Origin of the sequence: Algoriphagus ratkowskyi, assembly GCF_002150505.1 — a bacterium.
GTDB lineage: Bacteria > Bacteroidota > Bacteroidia > Cytophagales > Cyclobacteriaceae > Algoriphagus > Algoriphagus ratkowskyi.
In genome coordinates this window covers 56,515-75,367 of sequence record NZ_MSSV01000012.1, presented here as the reverse complement: position 1 = coordinate 75,367, position 18,853 = coordinate 56,515, and the positions used below count along the sequence as shown (strand labels likewise).

At 41.0% G+C, this 18,853-nt stretch carries 20 protein-coding genes; 15 read left to right on the top strand and 5 right to left on the bottom strand.

All coding sequences use genetic code 11. From position 1 onward, the window contains the following. The first annotated feature begins 70 nt into the window (after positions 1-70). Positions 71-1,297 (top strand): gliding motility lipoprotein GldJ, encoded by a 1,227-nt coding sequence (gldJ, locus tag BVH02_RS13835; protein ID WP_086502050.1) that lies wholly within the window; start codon positions 71-73, stop codon positions 1,295-1,297. 142 nt (positions 1,298-1,439) lie between these two features. On the opposite strand, the gene BVH02_RS13830 is transcribed toward gldJ, so the two are convergent. Next, entirely contained in the window at positions 1,440-2,045 is a 606-nt protein-coding gene (locus BVH02_RS13830) for a DUF1684 domain-containing protein (RefSeq protein WP_086502088.1), read from the bottom strand. A 205-nt stretch (positions 2,046-2,250) separates the two neighbouring features. Here BVH02_RS13830 and BVH02_RS13825 point away from each other — a divergent pair, with 205 nt between their 5' ends. The 3 genes from BVH02_RS13825 (at position 2,251) to BVH02_RS13815 (ending at position 6,278) form a co-directional block, all read left to right on the top strand. Next, positions 2,251-3,240: an N-acetylmuramoyl-L-alanine amidase gene (locus BVH02_RS13825; RefSeq protein WP_086502049.1), complete on the top strand. Its 990-nt coding sequence runs from the start codon at positions 2,251-2,253 to the stop codon at positions 3,238-3,240. Positions 3,241-3,451: 211 nt separating this feature from the next. Then, positions 3,452-4,012: a type 1 glutamine amidotransferase domain-containing protein gene (locus BVH02_RS13820; RefSeq protein ID WP_086502048.1), complete on the top strand. Its 561-nt coding sequence runs from the start codon at positions 3,452-3,454 to the stop codon at positions 4,010-4,012. A 382-nt stretch (positions 4,013-4,394) separates the two neighbouring features. Beyond that, entirely contained in the window at positions 4,395-6,278 is a 1,884-nt protein-coding gene (locus BVH02_RS13815) for a DUF4139 domain-containing protein (protein WP_086502047.1), read from the top strand. A gap of 226 nt (positions 6,279-6,504) precedes the next feature. Here the strand turns inward: BVH02_RS13815 and BVH02_RS13810 are convergent, their stop codons facing one another. Beyond that, a complete protein-coding gene (locus tag BVH02_RS13810) occupies positions 6,505-7,728 on the bottom strand; it encodes an alkaline phosphatase family protein (RefSeq protein WP_086502046.1) in 1,224 nt (407 codons plus the stop codon). Between the two features lie 190 nt (positions 7,729-7,918). Between BVH02_RS13810 and BVH02_RS13805 the strand changes: the two genes are divergently transcribed. Both BVH02_RS13805 and BVH02_RS13800 read left to right on the top strand, forming a co-directional pair. Next, the gene (locus BVH02_RS13805; protein ID WP_086502045.1) at positions 7,919-8,371 is read left to right on the top strand and encodes a DUF1569 domain-containing protein; all 453 of its coding nucleotides are present in this window, start codon (positions 7,919-7,921) and stop codon (positions 8,369-8,371) included. Beyond that, positions 8,368-8,736 (top strand): VOC family protein, encoded by a 369-nt coding sequence (locus tag BVH02_RS13800; protein WP_086502044.1) that lies wholly within the window; start codon positions 8,368-8,370, stop codon positions 8,734-8,736. Before BVH02_RS13805 ends, BVH02_RS13800 begins: the two co-directional genes overlap by 4 nt. Before the next feature lie 28 nt (positions 8,737-8,764). Here the strand turns inward: BVH02_RS13800 and BVH02_RS13795 are convergent, their stop codons facing one another. The 3 genes from BVH02_RS13795 to BVH02_RS13785 are packed head-to-tail and all read right to left on the bottom strand — an operon-like array spanning position 8,765 to position 10,320. Then, on the bottom strand, positions 8,765-9,337 hold the full coding sequence (locus tag BVH02_RS13795) for an anthranilate synthase component II (protein ID WP_086502043.1): 573 nt from the start codon (positions 9,335-9,337) through the stop codon (positions 8,765-8,767). Continuing rightward, positions 9,321-9,866, bottom strand: coding sequence for a CvpA family protein (locus BVH02_RS13790; RefSeq protein ID WP_086502042.1), 546 nt, complete (start codon positions 9,864-9,866; stop codon positions 9,321-9,323). Before BVH02_RS13790 ends, BVH02_RS13795 begins: the two co-directional genes overlap by 17 nt. A gap of 1 nt (position 9,867) precedes the next feature. Next, complete coding sequence (locus tag BVH02_RS13785; protein ID WP_086502041.1) at positions 9,868-10,320, bottom strand: GatB/YqeY domain-containing protein; 453 nt, start codon at positions 10,318-10,320, stop codon at positions 9,868-9,870. A gap of 63 nt (positions 10,321-10,383) precedes the next feature. Here BVH02_RS13785 and BVH02_RS13780 point away from each other — a divergent pair, with 63 nt between their 5' ends. The 9 genes from BVH02_RS13780 (at position 10,384) to BVH02_RS13740 (ending at position 18,841) form a co-directional block, all read left to right on the top strand. Then, positions 10,384-11,100, top strand: coding sequence for a pyridoxine 5'-phosphate synthase (locus BVH02_RS13780; protein WP_086502040.1), 717 nt, complete (start codon positions 10,384-10,386; stop codon positions 11,098-11,100). Positions 11,101-11,238: 138 nt separating this feature from the next. Continuing rightward, positions 11,239-11,997: an alpha/beta fold hydrolase gene (locus BVH02_RS13775; protein ID WP_086502039.1), complete on the top strand. Its 759-nt coding sequence runs from the start codon at positions 11,239-11,241 to the stop codon at positions 11,995-11,997. Positions 11,998-12,096: 99 nt separating this feature from the next. Next, positions 12,097-12,807, top strand: a complete 711-nt coding sequence (locus BVH02_RS13770; protein ID WP_086502038.1) for an SAM-dependent methyltransferase — start codon at positions 12,097-12,099, stop codon at positions 12,805-12,807. A gap of 3 nt (positions 12,808-12,810) precedes the next feature. Beyond that, entirely contained in the window at positions 12,811-13,881 is a 1,071-nt protein-coding gene (locus BVH02_RS13765; RefSeq protein ID WP_086502037.1) for a dipeptidase, read from the top strand. 337 nt (positions 13,882-14,218) lie between these two features. Then, positions 14,219-14,917, top strand: a complete 699-nt coding sequence (locus tag BVH02_RS13760; protein WP_086502036.1) for an orotidine 5'-phosphate decarboxylase / HUMPS family protein — start codon at positions 14,219-14,221, stop codon at positions 14,915-14,917. 12 nt (positions 14,918-14,929) lie between these two features. Then, complete coding sequence (locus tag BVH02_RS13755; RefSeq protein WP_086502035.1) at positions 14,930-15,967, top strand: zinc-binding dehydrogenase; 1,038 nt, start codon at positions 14,930-14,932, stop codon at positions 15,965-15,967. Between the two features lies 1 nt (position 15,968). Then, positions 15,969-16,766, top strand: a complete 798-nt coding sequence (locus BVH02_RS13750; RefSeq protein ID WP_086502034.1) for an SDR family oxidoreductase — start codon at positions 15,969-15,971, stop codon at positions 16,764-16,766. A 181-nt stretch (positions 16,767-16,947) separates the two neighbouring features. Next, positions 16,948-17,832, top strand: coding sequence for a sugar phosphate isomerase/epimerase family protein (locus BVH02_RS13745; RefSeq protein WP_086502033.1), 885 nt, complete (start codon positions 16,948-16,950; stop codon positions 17,830-17,832). Between the two features lie 130 nt (positions 17,833-17,962). Further along, positions 17,963-18,841 (top strand): SMP-30/gluconolactonase/LRE family protein, encoded by an 879-nt coding sequence (locus tag BVH02_RS13740; RefSeq protein WP_086502032.1) that lies wholly within the window; start codon positions 17,963-17,965, stop codon positions 18,839-18,841. Positions 18,842-18,853: the final 12 nt, after the last annotated feature.

Genomic DNA, 18,853 nt, shown 5'->3' with positions numbered 1-18,853 from the left:
CAAATCATTGGAAGTGCTTGACATTGCATTTATATTAGCACACTGAAAAAGACCTTAAACAATTATATATATGCGTCTGAGTAACAAATCTTGGGGAATGTGGGTAGCGGCTTTTGCTATAATAGGAAGCTCTATTTTAACCTCTTGTAATAAAACTCCGGGATACGGCAGAAGAACTGCTGCAAAACCTGGTAAAAAAAGTGCGACTACCGGTGCAGAATTCAGTTTTGAAGAAAACGATTCTACCCAATTTTTTGTAGCCAAAAATGCTGAGCAAATTCCAGGTCCTAACTTGAAGTTTATCCAAGGAGGAAGAGCTGTTCTTGGTTCGCAAGAAGAGGATGTGATGGCTTTCCGTGACAATCAGGAAAGAACAGTAACACTATCAAACTTCTATTTGGATGAAACCGAAGTGACCAACAACGATTATCGAGAATATCTTTTCGATATGAAGAAAAAAGTCAGTGCAGATTCACTTCTCAAGCTAGAGCCTAAAGATAATGTGTGGGCTGGTGGTGAAATGAGTTTTAATGACATGTACCAATCTTATTACTTTAGATTTCCAGGGTTCAATTTTTACCCTGTAGCGGGAGTATCTTGGAATCAAGCAAATGCCTATTCAAAGTGGAGAACGGAATACGTTCAGGAGATTATTAGAAAAGACAGGGGAATAGACTCGTCTTTTACTAAAAGTCAACTTATAGAAAGAGGTGTAGCACTTGCTGACTATAGACTACCTACTGAAGCTGAATGGGAATACGCAGCTAAAGCAATGATCGGCACTCAGTACTTAGACGAAAATCAGGAATACGGCCGAATCTATCCATGGGATGGAAGGGGAGTTCGTAATCCTTATAATGTAAAAAGAAAAGGTAAGCAAGGTGATTTCCTTGCCAACTTCAAAAGAGGTAGAGGTGACTATGCTGGTATAGCAGGAGGACAGTCAAATGATGGAGACATTATTCCTACCAATGTTTATGATATGGCTCCAAATGATTTTGGTTTGTACCACATGGCTGGTAACATGAACGAGTGGGTTCAGGATATTTATCGCCCACTAACATTTCAAGATGCAGATGACCTTAACCCAGTTAGAAATACAGGGGTAGGAGATGAAGAAGATACATATAAGACTTCAATGCTTACAGACGAACTAAGAGTTTACAAAGGTGGCTCTTGGAGAGATGTAGCATATTGGCTCGCTCCAGGTACTAGAAGATTTATGCACCAAGATTCTGCTACTAATCATATTGGTTTCAGATGCGCTATGATCTCTATTGGACAAAAAGGCAAATAAGAAATACTTAGCTAGAATAAGCCCCATCATTTCAATGATGGGGCTTATTTTGTGGAAATTTCTTGGTGGAATTGTGAATCTTCCGGCTGCACTATACTACAATTTTACTTTTCTTAATTTGTAATTTGTGAAGAAACGCCCGTCATTTAAGCAACATCACGCCTGCTTTGATTGAGAGCTTTAGATCATTTTCCTTAGGTGGAATAGGGCATGCATAACCTGTAGCATAGGCGCAGTAAGGGTTATACGCTTTATTGAAATCTAATTCAATCGTATCTCCGGAAGGAATTTTTAAGTCCATGTACCTTCCGCCACCATAAGTTTCAGCCCCATTGGATTGGTCTGTGAAAGGTAGAAATAGATAATCTTCGTATTTCTCTTGCGTTCTGAGCTGATGACTTTGGTAGACATTGAGTTGGTATTTGTTTCCATCCAGTGTAAAGGTCGCCACCCCATATACATCGTAATCTTTAATAGAATTAGCTTTTGTTTTCATCTGAAAAAAATTGGCTGTTGGAAGCTTCTCGAAGTTGGCAACGATGTGGTATTTCTCATCGATGGGGAAATACTGATGTCCCTCAAAAGCTTTCCAATCCTTAATGGATAAGGGGGATTCTATAGGGTTTTTATATTCCTCATTCAATTCATGCTGGAATTCCAGAATAGACTTCTTATACGCATCTTGTGCCTGTAGCCATTGTATTGGTCCAACTAGTATAATAAATACAAGTAATAGAAATGCTTTCATGATGACCTTAAGTAGGAAAGTAAGGATTCTTGGAATATACTGATTGGTTAGTTTTGATAATGGAAGATCAAAAATAACTTTTACAAATCTATAAATCACTTATAGTTTAAATTATAAATCATTCAAAATCAATGATTAAGCAAATCTGGCTAACTTGGGGTGGAAGGAATTTGATATCAGTTATTACTAGTTAACCCCTATTCTTATGGAAAGTAATTATGGATTTGTGAAAATGACCTCTTCTGAATTTATTTCTTGGATACAGTCTCAGCGCATCGCGCGTACTATTATTACGGTGCAACAACACCACACTTGGAGTCCGAATTACACACATTTTAATGGCAGAAATCATTTTGAAAGACAGATAGCCATGAAAAATCACCACATCAGAAATAATGGATGGAGTGATATTGGCCAGCATTTTACCAGTTTCCCAGACGGTACTATTGTGACAGGAAGATCACTAGAGGCTACCCCAGCCTGTATTTATGGAGCTAATCGTGATTCCATTTGCATAGAACATTTGGGTAATTTTGATGTAGGGGGAGACACAATGACAAATGCACATCGACTTGCCATTATCCAAATGAACGCTGCGCTTTGCGATAAATTCAGACTTCCAGTGAGCACTTTCAGTATTATCTATCATCACTGGTTTGAGTTGAGTACTGGCAAAAGAAACAATGGAACTGGAGGGAATAAATCTTGTCCTGGGACAGATTTCTTTGGTGGAAATAAAGTTGATGATTGTATGACTAATTTCCTCCCATTTGTGCAGCAGCAAATGCAAAGGACTGCAATTCCGAGCTTGTCAGATAGCATCGAGAAGTATATCGTAGTGACTGCTGGTTCACTAAATATTAGGACAGATGCAAAAGGATCGGCCTCTAAGGTTAGGAATCGAGACGCGGCACAATTAGGTGCTATATTAAGAGTGTATGGAGAGTCTAACGGTTGGTATAAGATATCCAGCAGTCAATCGCACTGGGTTTATGGGAAATTCACTTTAGATGTACAAAGAGCTACCGTCAATGCTAATGTGCTTCGTGTGCGAAGTGGTCCAGGTACTGAGTTCTCTATCGTGGATAATCTCATGAAGTCTGAAGAAGTATTCATTTCAACACTTAAAGGTGAGTGGGCCAAAATAAGTTTAGAAGAAAAATGGTTAAGTAAAAGCTTTTTGAATTTCAGATAGTCTTCACTCAAAAAGGCTATATTTTTTACCGAAATATCAGCTTTCAATCCTCAGATTGTGGAATAATTCTAAAACATGAGAATCATGAATCCTGCTAATCGTTCTCTAAGGCATGATTCTCTTTTTGGAATGGTGTTGGTTATTCTATAAGTGCTTCCGAATCGAAGCTACTTTTATCTGAAAAGTATTTGCCAACTTAACCACTACTATCATGAGTTTATTAAAAGATGTACGAGTAGCAATTCTTGCTACGAATGGATTTGAAGAGTCAGAACTTACAGAACCCAGACGAGCATTAGAAAAAGAAGGAGCTGAAGTGTTTATAATATCTCCCGAGAATGATCATATCAAAGGATGGAAAAATGGGGATTGGAGTGATGAAGTAAAAGTAGATGCACGTGTAGATCAAGTCAGTGCCACGGACTTTGATGCCTTGATGCTTCCAGGAGGTGTGATAAATCCAGATTTATTGCGAAGGGATATGACGTCTGTTGCTTTTGTGAAAAGCTTTTTTACCGATCATAAACCAGTTGCTGCAATTTGCCATGGTCCTCAGATGCTCATTGAAGCAGGAGTGACAAATGGTAGGACGCTTACTTCCTTTGAATCTATTAGGAAAGATTTGGAGAATTCTGGAGCACATTGGATTGATGAAGATGTAGTGGTAGATAATGGATTAGTCACTTCCCGTAGCCCAAAAGATTTACCAGCATTCAATAAAAAAATGATAGAGGAATTCCGAGAAGGAAAGCATGCCGGTCAGACGGAGTAACATTGCTGCTTAAATAAAAGAGCCCGATTAAATATATTTAATCGGGCTCTTTTATTTAAGCATTTATAGATCCATTTTACAATTAACCTAAAACTGCTCCCACATGAAGAGCAAGATATAGAGCTCCTATCCCTTTTATGGAAATCGAACGCAGTATAGTTATATTGAAGGAAGATTTTTACCAAAAATCTAACTAAAACACCTAATATGTAGATTCCTAAAAGAGTTAATTGATAGATGATAGGCAAGTGAAATTACCTTAATGGTATGATACGAATAGCTTACGGACGCGTTTAGACATACTGAAATTTAGATTTTTTAATAACATGTGATTTCGTCAACCGTTAAATTTTTACCTCATTAATAGTTCAACTCCCAGCTCATGAAAAAACTAGTCCTTTTGTTCACCCTTTGTTTGGTCGCTTTCATTGCTTTTTCACAAGAAATCAAAGAGTCCACATTCCAGTCAATAATTCAAGAAGTCACTGTCTTTCTTTCGGGTGCACAAGTCTTCGAAACTTCAAGCGGGCAAGTTTCTGCCGGAGAATCATTTATTTTGATCAAGGGACTTTCTCCCTATTTAGATGAAAAAAGTATTCAGGTGAAAGGTATGGGAAATTTCACTATTCAGGCAGTAAACAAACGCCTTGACTATCTTTCTGAGCAGAAGAATGGAGCGAAATTACAAGCGCTTCAGGATTCTATCTACGAAATACAAAGAAACCAAAGTATAGAGTCTGCACGCCTAGAAGTCTTAAAGGAGAAAACTAGTTTGCTGAACGCAAATAAAAATATTGGGGGAACTCAGAATGGAGCTAGCCTTACAGAGCTGAAGCAGGCGATGGATTTCTACGATGCTGAGCTGATGAAAATCAAAACAGAGGAACTTAAAATTCAAGCGAATATTCAGAATGAAAATTCCGAAATGAATAAGCTACGTAATCAAATCACCTCAATGCAAGCCTCAGCATATGAATCAACCTCAGAAATCAGAATTCGAGTAAAAGCAGATCGAGCGGGTACTGCAAACTTCGAAATCAACTACCTTGTGGCAAACGCTGGCTGGTATCCTAAGTACGATGTGCGTGTGAAAAATATAAGTTCTCCGCTTTCACTAATTTACAAGGCTGAGGTTTACCAGAATACCGGAGTGGATTGGAAAGACGTTAAACTCAGGTTCTCGAATGGCAATCCTAATCAAGGTGGCCAAATCCCTGACTTAGAGAAGTGGGAGTTGAATTTCGCCAGACTGACGACGTTCAATCGGAGAACTCAAATTTTCGGCTCGGTGTCCGGCAGAGTTACAAGCGCTTCGGATGGTAGTCCACTTCCAGGCACGACAGTCATAGTAAAAGGAACAACCATCGGGACTGTCAGCGACGCAGAAGGGAATTATTCGCTTACCCTGCCTAACGGAGCCAGTCAATTAGTCGCATCCTTTATCGGATATCAGATGAGACAACTTCCAATTTCTTCCTCACAGATAAATATCTCAATGATGGAAGATATGCAGGCATTAAATGAGGTAGTTTCAATGGGGAATGCCTTACAAAGTAAAGTTGCTGGGATGGATATATCGAATAGAGAGCGAAGAATGAGTGCTCCTCAGATGAAGGTAGAAGATGCTAGCGGTATTGCCACTTCAGTGATTGAAAATCAAACAACCGTGGAAATTGAAGTTGCTGAGCCATATTCGATCAAGTCAAATGGAGAGCGGACCCTGGTGGATCTGAAAAACTTCCAAGTTGATGCTTCTTACAGATATTCTGTAGTCCCAAAGCTGGATGATGATGCTTTTCTAATTGCTGAAATCGCCGATTGGAGCAAGTATAGTTTGCTGCAAGGAGAAAGTAATTTGTATTTTGAAGATGGCTTTGTGGGCAGATCAATCTTGGATGGCTCCTCACTTCAGGATACATTGGAGATCTCCATGGGTCGTGACAGGAGTATTGTGATCAAGCGAGAGAAAAATGATGAGTTTTCCAAAAAGCGGGCAATCGGATCAAATACTACAGAAAGTAGAGAGTATAAAATCACAGTGAAAAATAATAAGTCTCAGGCAGTGACTATCAATGTGGAAGATCAGATTCCTGTATCAGTAAATTCAGATATTACGGTAGAAGCATTAGCTCTTTCCGGAGGAAAACTTGATTCACAGACTGGAAAAGTGACTTGGACTATCACTTTAGCACCTGGTGCTCAGGAGATGCTTTCTCTTCAATATGAGGTGAAATACCCGAAGAAGGAAAAAGTGATGTTGGATTAGAAATAAACTTAGTGTCAAAAATAAAAAGGGTTAAACTAACGTGGTAAGTTGGTTTAACCCTTTTTTAATAACAGAAATTTTAGCTGTTTCACCGAATGCAAATAAAAGCGCCAAAGATTAGATTAGAAGTACCCGTGGAAGCAGCTTAGGTATCCTAACTTTGGTCTTCCCGCCAGCTTAGACAAAATATTTACTCTTTAGTATCATTTCGCACAATTAGAACCCTCTATTTTTCCACCCAATAATTCAAATACCCTGAAGGTGTTTCAAGCACTACTTTGAAGATTTTGGATTGAGTGCCATTCAGTGAAAATGTTTTTTGGCCATCCTCTAAATTCACTTCGCCTACCAGCCAATAGTTGTCCAAACCACCAGTTTTGAAATCGTTGGTAGTAGAAACCCAGACTCTTCCCTTTTGCCCTTTGGAAAGTGATTGCCAGTTCATTGAAATTTCTCCATTTTTCAGTTCAGCTTTTAGATCAGTAGCATCTACTGGTCCAATAAATGGAGTTCCATCTAATTCCATGGCTATTTTTTTGGGAATCTTGATTCCCAGGTGGTATGCCATAGAGGGTAGGATATCCACCATTGCGGGTACTTGCTGGAAGTGTTGGTTTGTCATCTTGGCATTAGTTACAATCCAGATTCTTCGCTCACGATCTGATTGCCCGCCATGGCCAAATCCATCCAACTCACGGCCGTGGTCTGTGGTAATTACTATCAGCCAATCTTCTTTAAATGATTTTTCCCGGAATTGAACGGCCTCCCAAACACGCCCAATTTGCACATCAGCTTTTTGCAAACCTTCGATCATTTGAGGGCTATTGCCATAGGCATGTCCCATGTCATCAGAATATTGTAAATACATCCACGAAAGATCTGGACCTTCCTTCCGGATATGTCGAGCAGCTTCTTTGGACACCGCTTCATCGATTTGGTGGATATACTCTTTATCCTCTCCGTGCGGGAAATTCAAAGAGTCTAGCTCCAATCCATCAAAGAAATAGTCAAAAATAAAGTCGCCTGTTTCGGCCAAATTTACTCCGACTAATTTGGTTCTATTATCTAACCAAGTAGAATAAATCGCCGTTTTCTTACTTGGATCAGCCTCTTTCAGCATCCTGAAAATCGTCCAGTAATTATAATTCGGTGCCTCAATGTCATTGTCCCAGACATTGTGTTTGTTTGCCCAAACTCCTGTAAGAAGGGAATTGTAGCCCACTGCTGAGATGGTTGGAGTTTCTGAGTATGCACCTACTTCTCCGCCCATACTTGCTATCGCAAAGCCGCCCTCGGCAATGATTTTATCAATATTGGGTGTGGATACGGTATCAATGACATCTGCTGGAATTCCATCGAGAATCACGAAAAGAACTTTCTTGGCATTTATTTGAGCAAAAATCGGAGTAAGAGAAAATGCTAAAAAGGTGACTAATACAATTTTTTTCATGAGGAAGGCTTAGGCGTAGTTTATCTAAGTTAGCAATCAAGCAAAAATTCCTTCGCCAATCCAAAATCAACGTAAGATTATAAGGCCTATGATTTACTGTTGTAAATTGATCCTAAGATATTTTTACTAATTCAAACCATTGATTCAATGGACTTTCCTTAATTTGGTGTTGCAACTAAACTTGCCTACTATGAAAAATATTTTTCACCCTCAAATCACCCAAGAGCTTATCGATAGGATAAATGAGCTCACGCCAGAGACTACACCACGCTGGGGAATCATGCGAGTGGATCAGATGATGGCTCATTGTTCGGTAGCTTACGAAATGGCCTACACTGATAAACATGCCAAGCCTAATGCGTTTATGCGATTCATTTTGAAAATCTTTGTCAAAAATAGCGTTGTAGGTGACAAGCCTTATCCTAGAAATGGACGTACAGCTCCTGCGTTCATAATCGAAGAGCGTAGAGATTTTGAGACTGAGAAAGCACTTTTGATAGGTTATCTGGAAAAAACGCGTGACTTGGGAATTTCATATTTTGAAGGGAAAGAATCTCTGTCCTTTGGTCCACTAACTGCTCAGGAGTGGAATACACTCTTCTATAAGCATCTTGATCATCATCTCACACAATTCGGCGTATGATCCATCCAGCTAAATCTATTCGCACATTTATTGGTACCAAAAACTACGAAGAAAGCATCCGTTTTTATGAAGTGCTTGGCTTTGAAGTGCGATCAGTCGGTGAAAAGATGTCTGTAGTGGTAGTCAAGGAAAACCTTTCTTTCTACCTACAGGATGCCTATCTGAAATCCTGGTGTGAGAATTCTATGATCTTCTTGGAAATTGAATGTGATCTGGAGTCTTATTGGGAAGCGATCAAGGTGCTGGGTTTGCCAGATAAATTCCCGGGAACAAAGCTGAGCACAATTCAACATAACGACTGGGGCAATGAGTTTTTTCTTCACGATCCAGCCGGCGTTCTCTGGCATTTTGGGAATTTCAAATGAGCCCAAAATTTAATAATTTAAGTAAGGTTTAAGTTTTTGAAGTGATAAGTCGAACCCAATTATTCACCAATTCCAAACCGTACTCAGTCAAGTATGCTTCGGGATGATATTGAATTCCTAATATCGGAAGTTTCCGATGTGCAATACCCATTACTTCACCTGATTGCGTCTCCAAGATTACTTCTAATTCCTCAGGAATCTTATGTAATTGAAGTGAATGATAGCGTGTTACCTTAAAAGTTTCAGGGATTCCAGCTGTATAGGCATGAGAAATATTCTTTCTGACTTGATGCACTTTTCCATGAGTTGGAACAAAATTCTTTTTCAATGTAGCTCCAAAAAATTCGCCAATAGCCTGATGACCTAGACAAACTCCGAGGATGGGGACTTTATCGTGGTAGTGAGCTAAGATTTGATTGAGATTTCCTGCATCCCGTGGAATGCCTGGTCCAGGAGATAACAACAAACCGTCAAATTCCAATTTTTTGACTTCTTTCAGCGAAACATCATTGCGAAGCACAATTAATTCTTCGCCAGTCCGTCTCAACAAATCAGCTAGCATATGACTGAATGAGTCAAAATTATCAATCAGTAGTAGCATCTTTTACCTTATCCACTACCTCTTCCAACTTCTTCAAACTCTCTTCTATATTTGGAAAAAATGGCTCCACTGCAGCAACTATTGCAGGCGCGATGGGTTCTATGAAATAAAGCATTTCGGAATCTTTTGTCCATTTTTTAGGCATTTCCAGTTTAAATAAACCAGCCTGCCAGAAAAATAGGCTAATAAAAAATGCAGCTTTTACTGCGCCAAAGAGCGCTCCGACAATGGAATCTAAGGGACCTAATAACACCATATCCATGAGCTGCTTCAGTATCCAACCCGCAACTTTTATAAACAAAAGAGTTAATACAAAAACAACTACAAATCCCATAATTGGAAAGCCTAGGTTGAATTCGGTTACATTTTTTCCAAGCCAATCACTCATAGGATCCATGAAATTCAGTGCTAGTATCACTGCAATCACGAAACCAAAAAGCCCTAGAACACCAAGAAGGAAACCTTTACGGTATCCTTCATAGGTTCCTAGACCAAGAATGATCACGATAATGATATCTATGATGCTCAACTTAACTGTTCAATATAGCTTTAACCTTCTCTGAAATCACTTTTCCATCAGCCTTGCCAGCTAATTCCTTGCTCGCAACTCCCATTACTTTACCCATATCTTTTGGGCTTGATGCTCCAGTCCTAGTAATAATCTCTTGGATCGCAGCTGCGATTTCTTCATCAGTCAATGCTTTCGGCAAAAACTCTTGTAGCACAGCGAGTTCAGCCATTTCCACTTCATACAAATCAGGACGAGACTGCTGCTCATAGATGTCCGCAGAATCTTTACGTTGCTTAGCTGCTTTGGTCAACAACTTCAACTCATCTTCTTCTGTAATCTCAGCTTTTGCACCGCTTTTTGTTTCTTCCAAAAGAATCAGTGATTTGATAGATCTCAATGCTCCCAAACGGGTCTTGTCTCTAGCAATCATTGCTGATTTAATTTCGCCTTCTATTTTCTGCTTTAAACTCATTAGTCCTAAGTTTGTGTTACACTTCTTAATTATACAGACAAAAATACCTTTTTCGACTCGGATATGACCAAGCTTAGCGTAAATATTAACAAGATCGCCACCCTTCGTAATGCGCGGGGAGCCGATAATCCAAATGTAGTGCAAGTAGCATTAGATGTAGAACGTTTTGGTTCACAGGGAATTACTGTTCATCCAAGGCCTGATGAGCGTCACATTCGCTATCAGGATGTCATGGATCTGGCGAAAGTGGTGACTTCAGAATTTAATATTGAGGGCTACCCAGATCAGCGATTCATGGAAATGGTACGTTTGGTAAAACCTGCCCAAGCGACGCTTGTTCCCGATCCACCGACGGCGATTACTTCAAATAATGGCTGGGACACTATTACTCATCAAAGTATGCTAAAGGATATTGTGGCTGAACTCCACGAGTCTGGCGTGCGTGTTTCGATTTTCATCAATCCGGAGACCAAATACTTTGAGCCAGCAAAACTCACAGGCACAGATCGCGTAGAGCTTTACACCGAGCCTTATGCATCTCAATATCATATTGACCGAGATTCGGCAGTCAAGCCTTATGTAGAAGTGGCGGAATTGGCGCGGGAATTGGGAATGGGACTAAACGCCGGACATGATCTTGATCTTCACAATTTGGCATTCCTAAAACAAAGCATTCCATATTTGGACGAGGTATCTATCGGTCACGCGCTTGTATGTGACGCGCTTTATTATGGTCTGGAAAATACGATTCAGATGTATAGACGAAAACTTGAGCTGTAAGACAGAAGACCGGAGACAGAAGACCAGAGGTAGTCAGTGGATGGGAACTAGGAGAAAATAAAATTGTAAGTGAACTGAGATGAAGGTAAGAGGTTCATAGGGTCTCGTAAATCCAAAATCAAAAATCGTAATTTTAAAATGAAGTTAAATTTCAAGAAATTAGGCTCTGGAAAACCATTAATCATCCTTCACGGACTTTTTGGTTCAGCAGACAATTGGTTTAGTATTTCTAAAGAGCTTAAAGACAACTTTACGCTTTACCTCGTTGATCAACGTAATCACGGCGATTCTCCTCAATCATCTGAGTGGAATTACGAGGTAATGGTTGAAGACTTGAAGGAACTTATGGATGATGAGGGCTTGAAAAAAGCTTTCTTGATGGGGCATTCTATGGGTGGAAAAACGGTAATGAACTTTGCGTTAAAATATCCGGAGAAAGTAGATAAATTGATAGTTGCCGATATTGCACCGCGATTTTATGCTGTACATCATCAGAGTATTCTGGAAGGTTTAAATTCACTTGATCTTACCGAAATTCAATCTAGAAAGGAAGCCGACGACGAATTAGCCAAATATATCCCAGAAATTGGTGTTCGGCAGTTTTTGTTGAAAAGCCTCGGTAGAGATGTTGATGGTTTTATGTGGAAAATCAATCTTCCCGTAATCACTGAGAACATCAATGAGGTAGGGACTGCATTGCCGGAAGGTCAAAGTTTTTCAGGTCCTACACTTTTCATGGCAGGGTCAAATTCAAGTTACATTCAGCAGTCAGATTTGGATGACATTGATGCATTTTTCCCACACAATGAAGTGGAATTCATCGCAGACGCTGGACATTGGTTACATGCTGAGCAACCTGATGCGGTGATTGACGAAATCAGAAGGTTTTTGAAATAACCTTATAATCAACTTCTTGGAACATTTCACGAAAGTTTCTGCTCTCAGCAAGTCCTATTTCACCTAACTTTCCGTTCTTTTTAAAACAACACACCTAAAATGGCCAAAGGAAAACTCTTCCTCATACCGAATATACTAGCAGACAATACGCAAGATGCTGTCATTTCACCTCAGGTGAAAGAGGTAATCTTGAATACCAAAGTGTATCTAGTGGAGAATATGCGAACTGCACGTCGATACATCAGCAGTCTCAAATTGGGGGTGAATCTGGAACAAATTCACATGGAGATCTTGGACAAAGGCACCTCGTCGGAATTCATCAACCGACTCATGCAACCCCTTATGAATGGTGCTGACATCGGAATTATTTCAGAAGCGGGTTGCCCTGGTATTGCTGACCCTGGAGCTCTGGCTGTGGAGCATGCACATAAAAAAGGTATTCAAGTTGTGCCACTTTCAGGGCCAAGTTCCATGTTTATGGCATTGATGGGGTCTGGTTTTTCTGGACAATCTTTCGCTTTTCACGGTTATTTACCTATTGATAAGAAGGATAAAACTGCAGCAATCAAGAAGCTCGAAGCTGAATCTCTTCGTGAAAGAAGGGCGCAAATCTTTATGGAAACTCCTTTTCGCAACAATCAATTGCTGGAAGATCTGCTTCGGGTGCTTTCTCCTCAGACAAAGCTTTGCATTGCAAAAAATATCACTGGATCAGACGAGATGATCCTGACCAAAACTGCAGAAGAATGGAAGAACTTTCCATTTGACTTGCATAAAATTCCTACTGTTTTCATACTTCAAAGCTTTTAAAATATGTTTACGATAGACGCCCATCTTGATTTGAGTATGAATGCACTGGAATGGAATCGCGACCTGACATTATCCGTTTCAGCAATCAATGCCAGAGAAAAGGGGATGTCTGACAAACCTGATCGAGGAAATGCAATAGTTTCTCTCCCAGCTTTGAGAGAAGGTAATATAGGCTTGGTCGTCGCTACGCAAATTGCTCGCTATGTTGCGCCGGGTAATTCGCTTCCTGGCTGGAATTCTCCGGCTCAAGCTTGGGCTCAAAGTCAAGGTCAGTTGGCTTGGTATCAGACTATGGTACAACAAGGCGAAATGGCACAAATCACGAATCTTGTTGAATTGGATGCGCATCTCGCACTTTGGGAAAATGGAGAAGATAATTCTAGAAAGCCAGTAGGTTTTATTCTTTCTCTCGAAGGAGCAGATTCAATTGTGACGGTTGATTATTTAGAAAAAGCATACGAATATGGACTTAGAGCACTTGGGCCTGCTCATTACGGACCTGGTAGATATGCGCACGGCACAGATGCTTCAGCTCCCTTGAATGCGGAAGGGAAAGCATTAATTCGCAAAATGGATGAGCTGGGAATAATCTTAGACACTACACACCTATGCGATTTGGCTTTTTGGGAAGCGCTGGAGATTTATAATGGGCCAGTGTGGGCAAGTCATAATAATTGCCGGGCACTGGTAGACCACAACAGACAATTTTCGGATGAGATGATCAAGGCATTGGTTGATCGTGGTGCTGTGATCGGTGCAGCCATGGATGCCTGGATGCTGAGCCCAGGGTGGGAAAGAGGTAAATCTACGCCGAAAGAGAGAAATGTGACATTAAACACCGTGTTGGATCACATGGAACATATTTGTCAGATAGCCGGGAATGCCAATCACATAGGAATTGGTTCTGACCTGGACGGAGCTTTTGGTACTGAACAGTCTCCTCACGATATAAATACAATTACTGATCTTAATACTATTGCAGAGTTGCTTCGCAAAAGAGGTTTTACAGAAAAAGACATCGCCAAAGTCATGCATGGTAATTGGCTAAAATTTCTACGAAAAGCCTGGTCCTGATTTTATAGTGGACACTAGCTAGCCCTTTTCTAAAACAGATTAGGGCTTTTTTTTGGTAGTGATTTAATCACTGAGATCACAGAGGTTTTCCCGGAGGTCCCCAATGGAAAAATAGTATGCATTGATTCGATGTCTCAAATTAGGATTTCTGTCCGTGCCTGAATAGCAGGATTAAAAACTGAGATAGGACACTTTTTTTATTTTTACAGAATAAAACACTCCATTCATCCCAAAACAGGAAAGTATCTTTTCCATTTTTACCTATCTTAAAAATCTGAGCAAATCTTGATTGCTGTCGGGACTCTTTTTCATTGATTTACTTTTAAACAAACCTAAAATGAAACCTATAGTACAAATATCCCTAGATCTTACGGACATTGATGAGGCTCTGGAAACGGCTGCCTTGGCCTTGCGTGCTGGAGTAGATTGGCTGGAAGCAGGTACTCCACTTATTCTAGCTGAAGGTCTTCACGGAGTCAGGAAATTGCGGGAAGCTTTTCCAGGAATTCCTATTGTGGCCGATCTCAAAACCATGGATGGAGGCTATCTGGAAGCTGAAATGATGGCGAAAGCTGGTGCAACTCATGTAGTCGTGATGGCAAGAGCACATGCCGAAACCATCAAATGCGTGGTGCAGGCAGGAAAAGATTATGGAGTGAAAGTGATGGGTGACAATTTGGGATGCCCAGATATGGTGGAGGGAGCTAGATTTTTAGAGGATCTGGGATGCGACTATGTGATTCATCATATCGGTTACGATGAGCGGAGAGGTATTGCCGCAGCTGGCCATAGAATGCCGAGTCCGCTCGATCAATTACGAGAAATTGTGAAGGCAGTGAATGTACCAGTTCAGGCAGTTGGAGGACTAACTCTAGAGCAAGCGATTCAATGTCCCCAATTCGGCGCTCCTCTGGTGGTTCTCGGTGCGCCTCTGACAATAGACGCAGATGCTTTCAAAACTGCAGATGGAGATCTCGAAGCCTCTTTAAGGAAGATTTGCGCAGCAATCCATTCTCAAACTATCAACAAATATTAAACTCATTATTTTATGTCAATTTCAGGTAAATCAGCCGCCGTAGTTAATTTTTCAGAGAAAAAAGGCTCAGTGGAAATCAGAGAAATTCCCATTCCAGAAATTGGGGATGAAGATATTCTTTTGGAAGTAGAAAATGTCGGCGTTTGCGGAAGCGATCTGCATCAATGGACCTCAGATCATTCATGGCCAGTGAATTATCCCGTGGTTTTGGGCCACGAGTTTGGGGGCAAAATCGCTGTGGTCGGCGACAGAGTAGCTGGATGGGAAATAGGCGATCGCGTAGTCAGCGAGACAGCAGCAGTGATCGATCCTCAAAACCCTATGAGTAAAAATGGCTTGTACAACCTGGATCCTACCAGAAAAGGATTTGGCTACGGAGTGAATGGTGCAATGACGAGATTCGTGAGAGTTCCTGCTAGATGTTTGCACCGTGTGCCTGCTGGATTGTCATTCGAAGAAGCTTGCCTCACCGAACCTTGCTCAGTTGCTTACAATGCAGTAGCTGTTAATTCTCACATCAAACCAGGAGATCGGGTAATTGTAATCGGTCCAGGAACCATCGGGATTCTTTGCGCAGCTGTTGCGAAAATCTGTGGAGGTGATGTAGCTATTTTGGGTTTAGAAAAAGATCGCGGAAGACTGGAAATTGCAAGAAGCTACGGTGTCACTCCGATCATCAATGACGCTTCAGAATGGGCGAGAAAAACCGATGGCTTGGGAGCAGACTTGATTATCGACGCGGCAGGACATAGCTCTACTTTAAAAATCGCAATGGATTTAGTACGACCTAATGGACAAATCACCAAGGTGGGATGGGGACCAACTCCCTGTAATTTTTCTCTGGATCCTTTGGTACAAAAAAATGTGCGACTTCAAGGAAGTTTCAGTCATAACTGGCCGATTTGGGAAAAAGTCATTGGGCTACTTGCCAGCGGAATTCTGGATGTGAAACCCATCATCGGAGGCGTTTGGCCGATTACAGAATGGCATGAAGCTTTTGAGAAAATGCATAGTGGAGAAGTGGTGAAAAGTGTGCTAAAACCAGTTTAATATGCGGTTAAAAGGTAAGGTCATTATAATTACCGGAAGCACGATGGGCATTGGGAAAGCTATTGCCAGAAAGGCTGTTTCAGAAGGTGCAAAAGTGATCATCCATGGATTAGAAGAAGATCTAGGAGCGGATGTGGTAAAGGAACTCGGTGATAAAAATGCAAGGCTTCATATTGAAGAAATCTCAGCAGATGGCGCTGCCCAGCGATTAGTGGACTTATCCATTAATTCTTGGGGTCGCTTAGATGCGATTGTGAACAATGCCGCCCTTGTGGTTCCCTCGAATATTATTACTACCGACAAAGAATTTTTGAATAGAGTTCTGGAGGTAAATACCATTGCTCCATTTCAGCTAATTCAGGCAGCACTTCCTTATCTCGCAGATAGTCACGGAGCAGTTTTAAATATAGGCTCGGTGAATGCCTGGAGCGGAGAGCCAAATTTATTGGCTTACAGTATTTCCAAAGGCGCTTTGATGACGATGACAAGAAATCTAGGCGATGTGCTTATTCGAGAATATGGCGTAAGAGTAAACCAAATTAATCCCGGCTGGGTACTCACAGAGAAGGAAATCGAGCGAAAAAGAGAACATGGACTAGCGGATAATTGGTACGAAGATTTGCCTGCATTGTATGCTCCTGCTGGTAGAATACTTTGGCCAGAGGAAATAGCAGCTGCTGCGATTTATTGGCTTTCGGATGAAAGTGGGCCGATCAGCGGACAAGTGATAGATCTGGAGCAATATCCTATGATTGGCAGAAATGCTCCCAAAGACACGAGTACAATTCCTCATAGATAAATGAGAGATTATCCCCAAAGATTGCAGTTGCCTTAATGCCTTTGCTTATCAGGCTGGAAGACAGAAGACGGGAGACAGAAGAGGCCTAAATGCTTGCATTTACCAATTCCTAAAACACATCTGACTTTTGCTTCAATCGGATAGAAAACTCATACAAATTCAAACTTAAAAACATTACACAATGCCAAAAATAGCCGCCTTCCCCAAAGCCTTTATGCATGCACTTTGCAAGGACGGAAGCATGAAAATTTCCGAATGGATAGAACTTGCCTCAGGATTAGAAATTGATGGACTGGAGTGGTATGCCGGGTTCCTTGAAATGGAGAAAGAAGAAAACTGGCGTCAATTCCGCAGAATGGTGGAGGATAAAGGAATGGTCATCCCCATGATGTGTTGTTCCCCAGATTTTACTCATCCAGACAAGGCTTTTCGAGAGAATGAAATTCAGAAACAGAGGCGTTGGATAGAGATGACGGACGAGCTTGGTGGGAAATACTGCCGGGTTCTATCTGGTCAGTATCGCCCTGAACTTTCCGAAGATGAGGGAATTAAATATGCTTCAGAGTCTATTCAAGCCTGTTTACCTTATGCAAAATCCTTGGGGATTACGCTTATTTTGGAAAATCACTACAAAGATGACTTTTGGGATTACCCGGAATTTGCCCAGAAAAGAGAACTTTTCACCAAGCTGGTCAAAAGCATTCAGCATCCGAATTTCGGCGTGAATTACGATCCTAGCAATGCTTTTTTAGCGGGTGAAGATCCGCTTGACTTGCTTTATGAAGTTTCCGAACGTGTCGTCACTATGCATGCCAGTGATCGATTTTTGAAGTATGGCACAATTGAAGATTTGAAAAAAGAAGAAGGTGGTGCAAAAGGATATGCAGCGAGACTAAGTCATGGTGAAGTCGGAAAAGGCATGAATGATTACGATGCGATTTTCACAGAATTGAAGAGGGTAGGTTTCGACAATTGGATCAGCATAGAAGACGGAGTGGATGGCATGGATCAGCTGGAGCGATCTGTGGCTTTTTTGAAAAAGAAAATATCTCAATATTGGCGATAGTCATGGAAGATTTTAGATATGCGATTTACGAGATTTCTTTGACCCTTAAAGATTTTTGAAATTTCAATGATTTTCGCGAGCCTGATTTTAGCCTCAAAACTCAATCAATAATTTACCGACCTTTTCAACCATGAATAACTACACTATTACATCTATCCCCACTCAATGCTTACTCGGTGAAAGTCCTTTTTGGCATGTATCACGCCAAAGTTTTTTTTGGGTGGATATAGAAAACGGGAAGTTATTTGAACATCATTTGGCCACAGGAAAGACAAACACCAAATCGTTTCCTCATCGTTTAACCTTGATTTTGGAGGGGGAGGGGGGCGAATTGATTTTGGCACTAGATCGAAAGATCGCTTCCTACGATTTGGACACTGAAGTCCTGACTTGGCAGACCGAAGTAGAATCAGATCTTCCACTTAATCGCTTCAACGATGGCAAGTGCGATGCGAAAGGGCGGCTTTGGATTGGAACCATGAGTACAAAGTTTACCGAAGGCTCAGGGTCTTTGTATCGGGTTGGGAAAGATTTGATTCCGGAGATGCAATTGGATCAATTGACGATTTCAAATGGGATGGCTTGGACAGCAGACAATCAGACTTTTTACTTTATTGATACGCCGACTAGGAAGATCAAATCTTACCACTTTGAGTTAGAAAAAGGTGAAATTAAATATGACCGTGTTGCTATAGAAATCCCCGATGACTTGGGGTTTCCTGATGGGATGTGCATAGACCAAGAAGGCATGCTTTGGGTGGCGCACTATGGAGGTTCGGGAGTTTATCGCTGGAATCCGACCACAGGAAAATTACTCGAAAAAATTGACCTACCAGTTCCGCACATTACATCTTGTGCTTTCGGTGGAGAAAACCTAGATACATTATTGATCACCAGCGCTCAGGAAAATATGAGTTCAGACCAATTGAAAGAATATCCTTTAAGTGGAGATGTGTTTTTGGTGAAGACTGAGACGAGAGGCTATGAAGCTGATCGGTTTATAATCTAACCTAACTGGCAT

Excerpts from the sequence above, each read along its gene's own strand:
- gldJ (WP_086502050.1), top strand. The coding sequence starts at position 71 with ATGCGTCTGAGTAACAAATCTTGGGGAATGTGGGTAGCGGCTTTTGCT.
- BVH02_RS13830 (WP_086502088.1), bottom strand. The coding sequence starts at position 2,045 with ATGAAAGCATTTCTATTACTTGTATTTATTATACTAGTTGGACCAATA.
- BVH02_RS13825 (WP_086502049.1), top strand. The coding sequence starts at position 2,251 with ATGGAAAGTAATTATGGATTTGTGAAAATGACCTCTTCTGAATTTATT.
- BVH02_RS13820 (WP_086502048.1), top strand. The coding sequence starts at position 3,452 with ATGAGTTTATTAAAAGATGTACGAGTAGCAATTCTTGCTACGAATGGA.
- BVH02_RS13815 (WP_086502047.1), top strand. The coding sequence starts at position 4,395 with ATGAAAAAACTAGTCCTTTTGTTCACCCTTTGTTTGGTCGCTTTCATT.
- BVH02_RS13810 (WP_086502046.1), bottom strand. The coding sequence starts at position 7,728 with ATGAAAAAAATTGTATTAGTCACCTTTTTAGCATTTTCTCTTACTCCG.
- BVH02_RS13805 (WP_086502045.1), top strand. The coding sequence starts at position 7,919 with ATGAAAAATATTTTTCACCCTCAAATCACCCAAGAGCTTATCGATAGG.
- BVH02_RS13800 (WP_086502044.1), top strand. The coding sequence starts at position 8,368 with ATGATCCATCCAGCTAAATCTATTCGCACATTTATTGGTACCAAAAAC.
- BVH02_RS13795 (WP_086502043.1), bottom strand. The coding sequence starts at position 9,337 with ATGCTACTACTGATTGATAATTTTGACTCATTCAGTCATATGCTAGCT.
- BVH02_RS13785 (WP_086502041.1), bottom strand. The coding sequence starts at position 10,320 with ATGAGTTTAAAGCAGAAAATAGAAGGCGAAATTAAATCAGCAATGATT.
- BVH02_RS13780 (WP_086502040.1), top strand. The coding sequence starts at position 10,384 with ATGACCAAGCTTAGCGTAAATATTAACAAGATCGCCACCCTTCGTAAT.
- BVH02_RS13775 (WP_086502039.1), top strand. The coding sequence starts at position 11,239 with ATGAAGTTAAATTTCAAGAAATTAGGCTCTGGAAAACCATTAATCATC.
- BVH02_RS13770 (WP_086502038.1), top strand. The coding sequence starts at position 12,097 with ATGGCCAAAGGAAAACTCTTCCTCATACCGAATATACTAGCAGACAAT.
- BVH02_RS13765 (WP_086502037.1), top strand. The coding sequence starts at position 12,811 with ATGTTTACGATAGACGCCCATCTTGATTTGAGTATGAATGCACTGGAA.
- BVH02_RS13760 (WP_086502036.1), top strand. The coding sequence starts at position 14,219 with ATGAAACCTATAGTACAAATATCCCTAGATCTTACGGACATTGATGAG.
- BVH02_RS13755 (WP_086502035.1), top strand. The coding sequence starts at position 14,930 with ATGTCAATTTCAGGTAAATCAGCCGCCGTAGTTAATTTTTCAGAGAAA.
- BVH02_RS13750 (WP_086502034.1), top strand. The coding sequence starts at position 15,969 with ATGCGGTTAAAAGGTAAGGTCATTATAATTACCGGAAGCACGATGGGC.
- BVH02_RS13745 (WP_086502033.1), top strand. The coding sequence starts at position 16,948 with ATGCCAAAAATAGCCGCCTTCCCCAAAGCCTTTATGCATGCACTTTGC.
- BVH02_RS13740 (WP_086502032.1), top strand. The coding sequence starts at position 17,963 with ATGAATAACTACACTATTACATCTATCCCCACTCAATGCTTACTCGGT.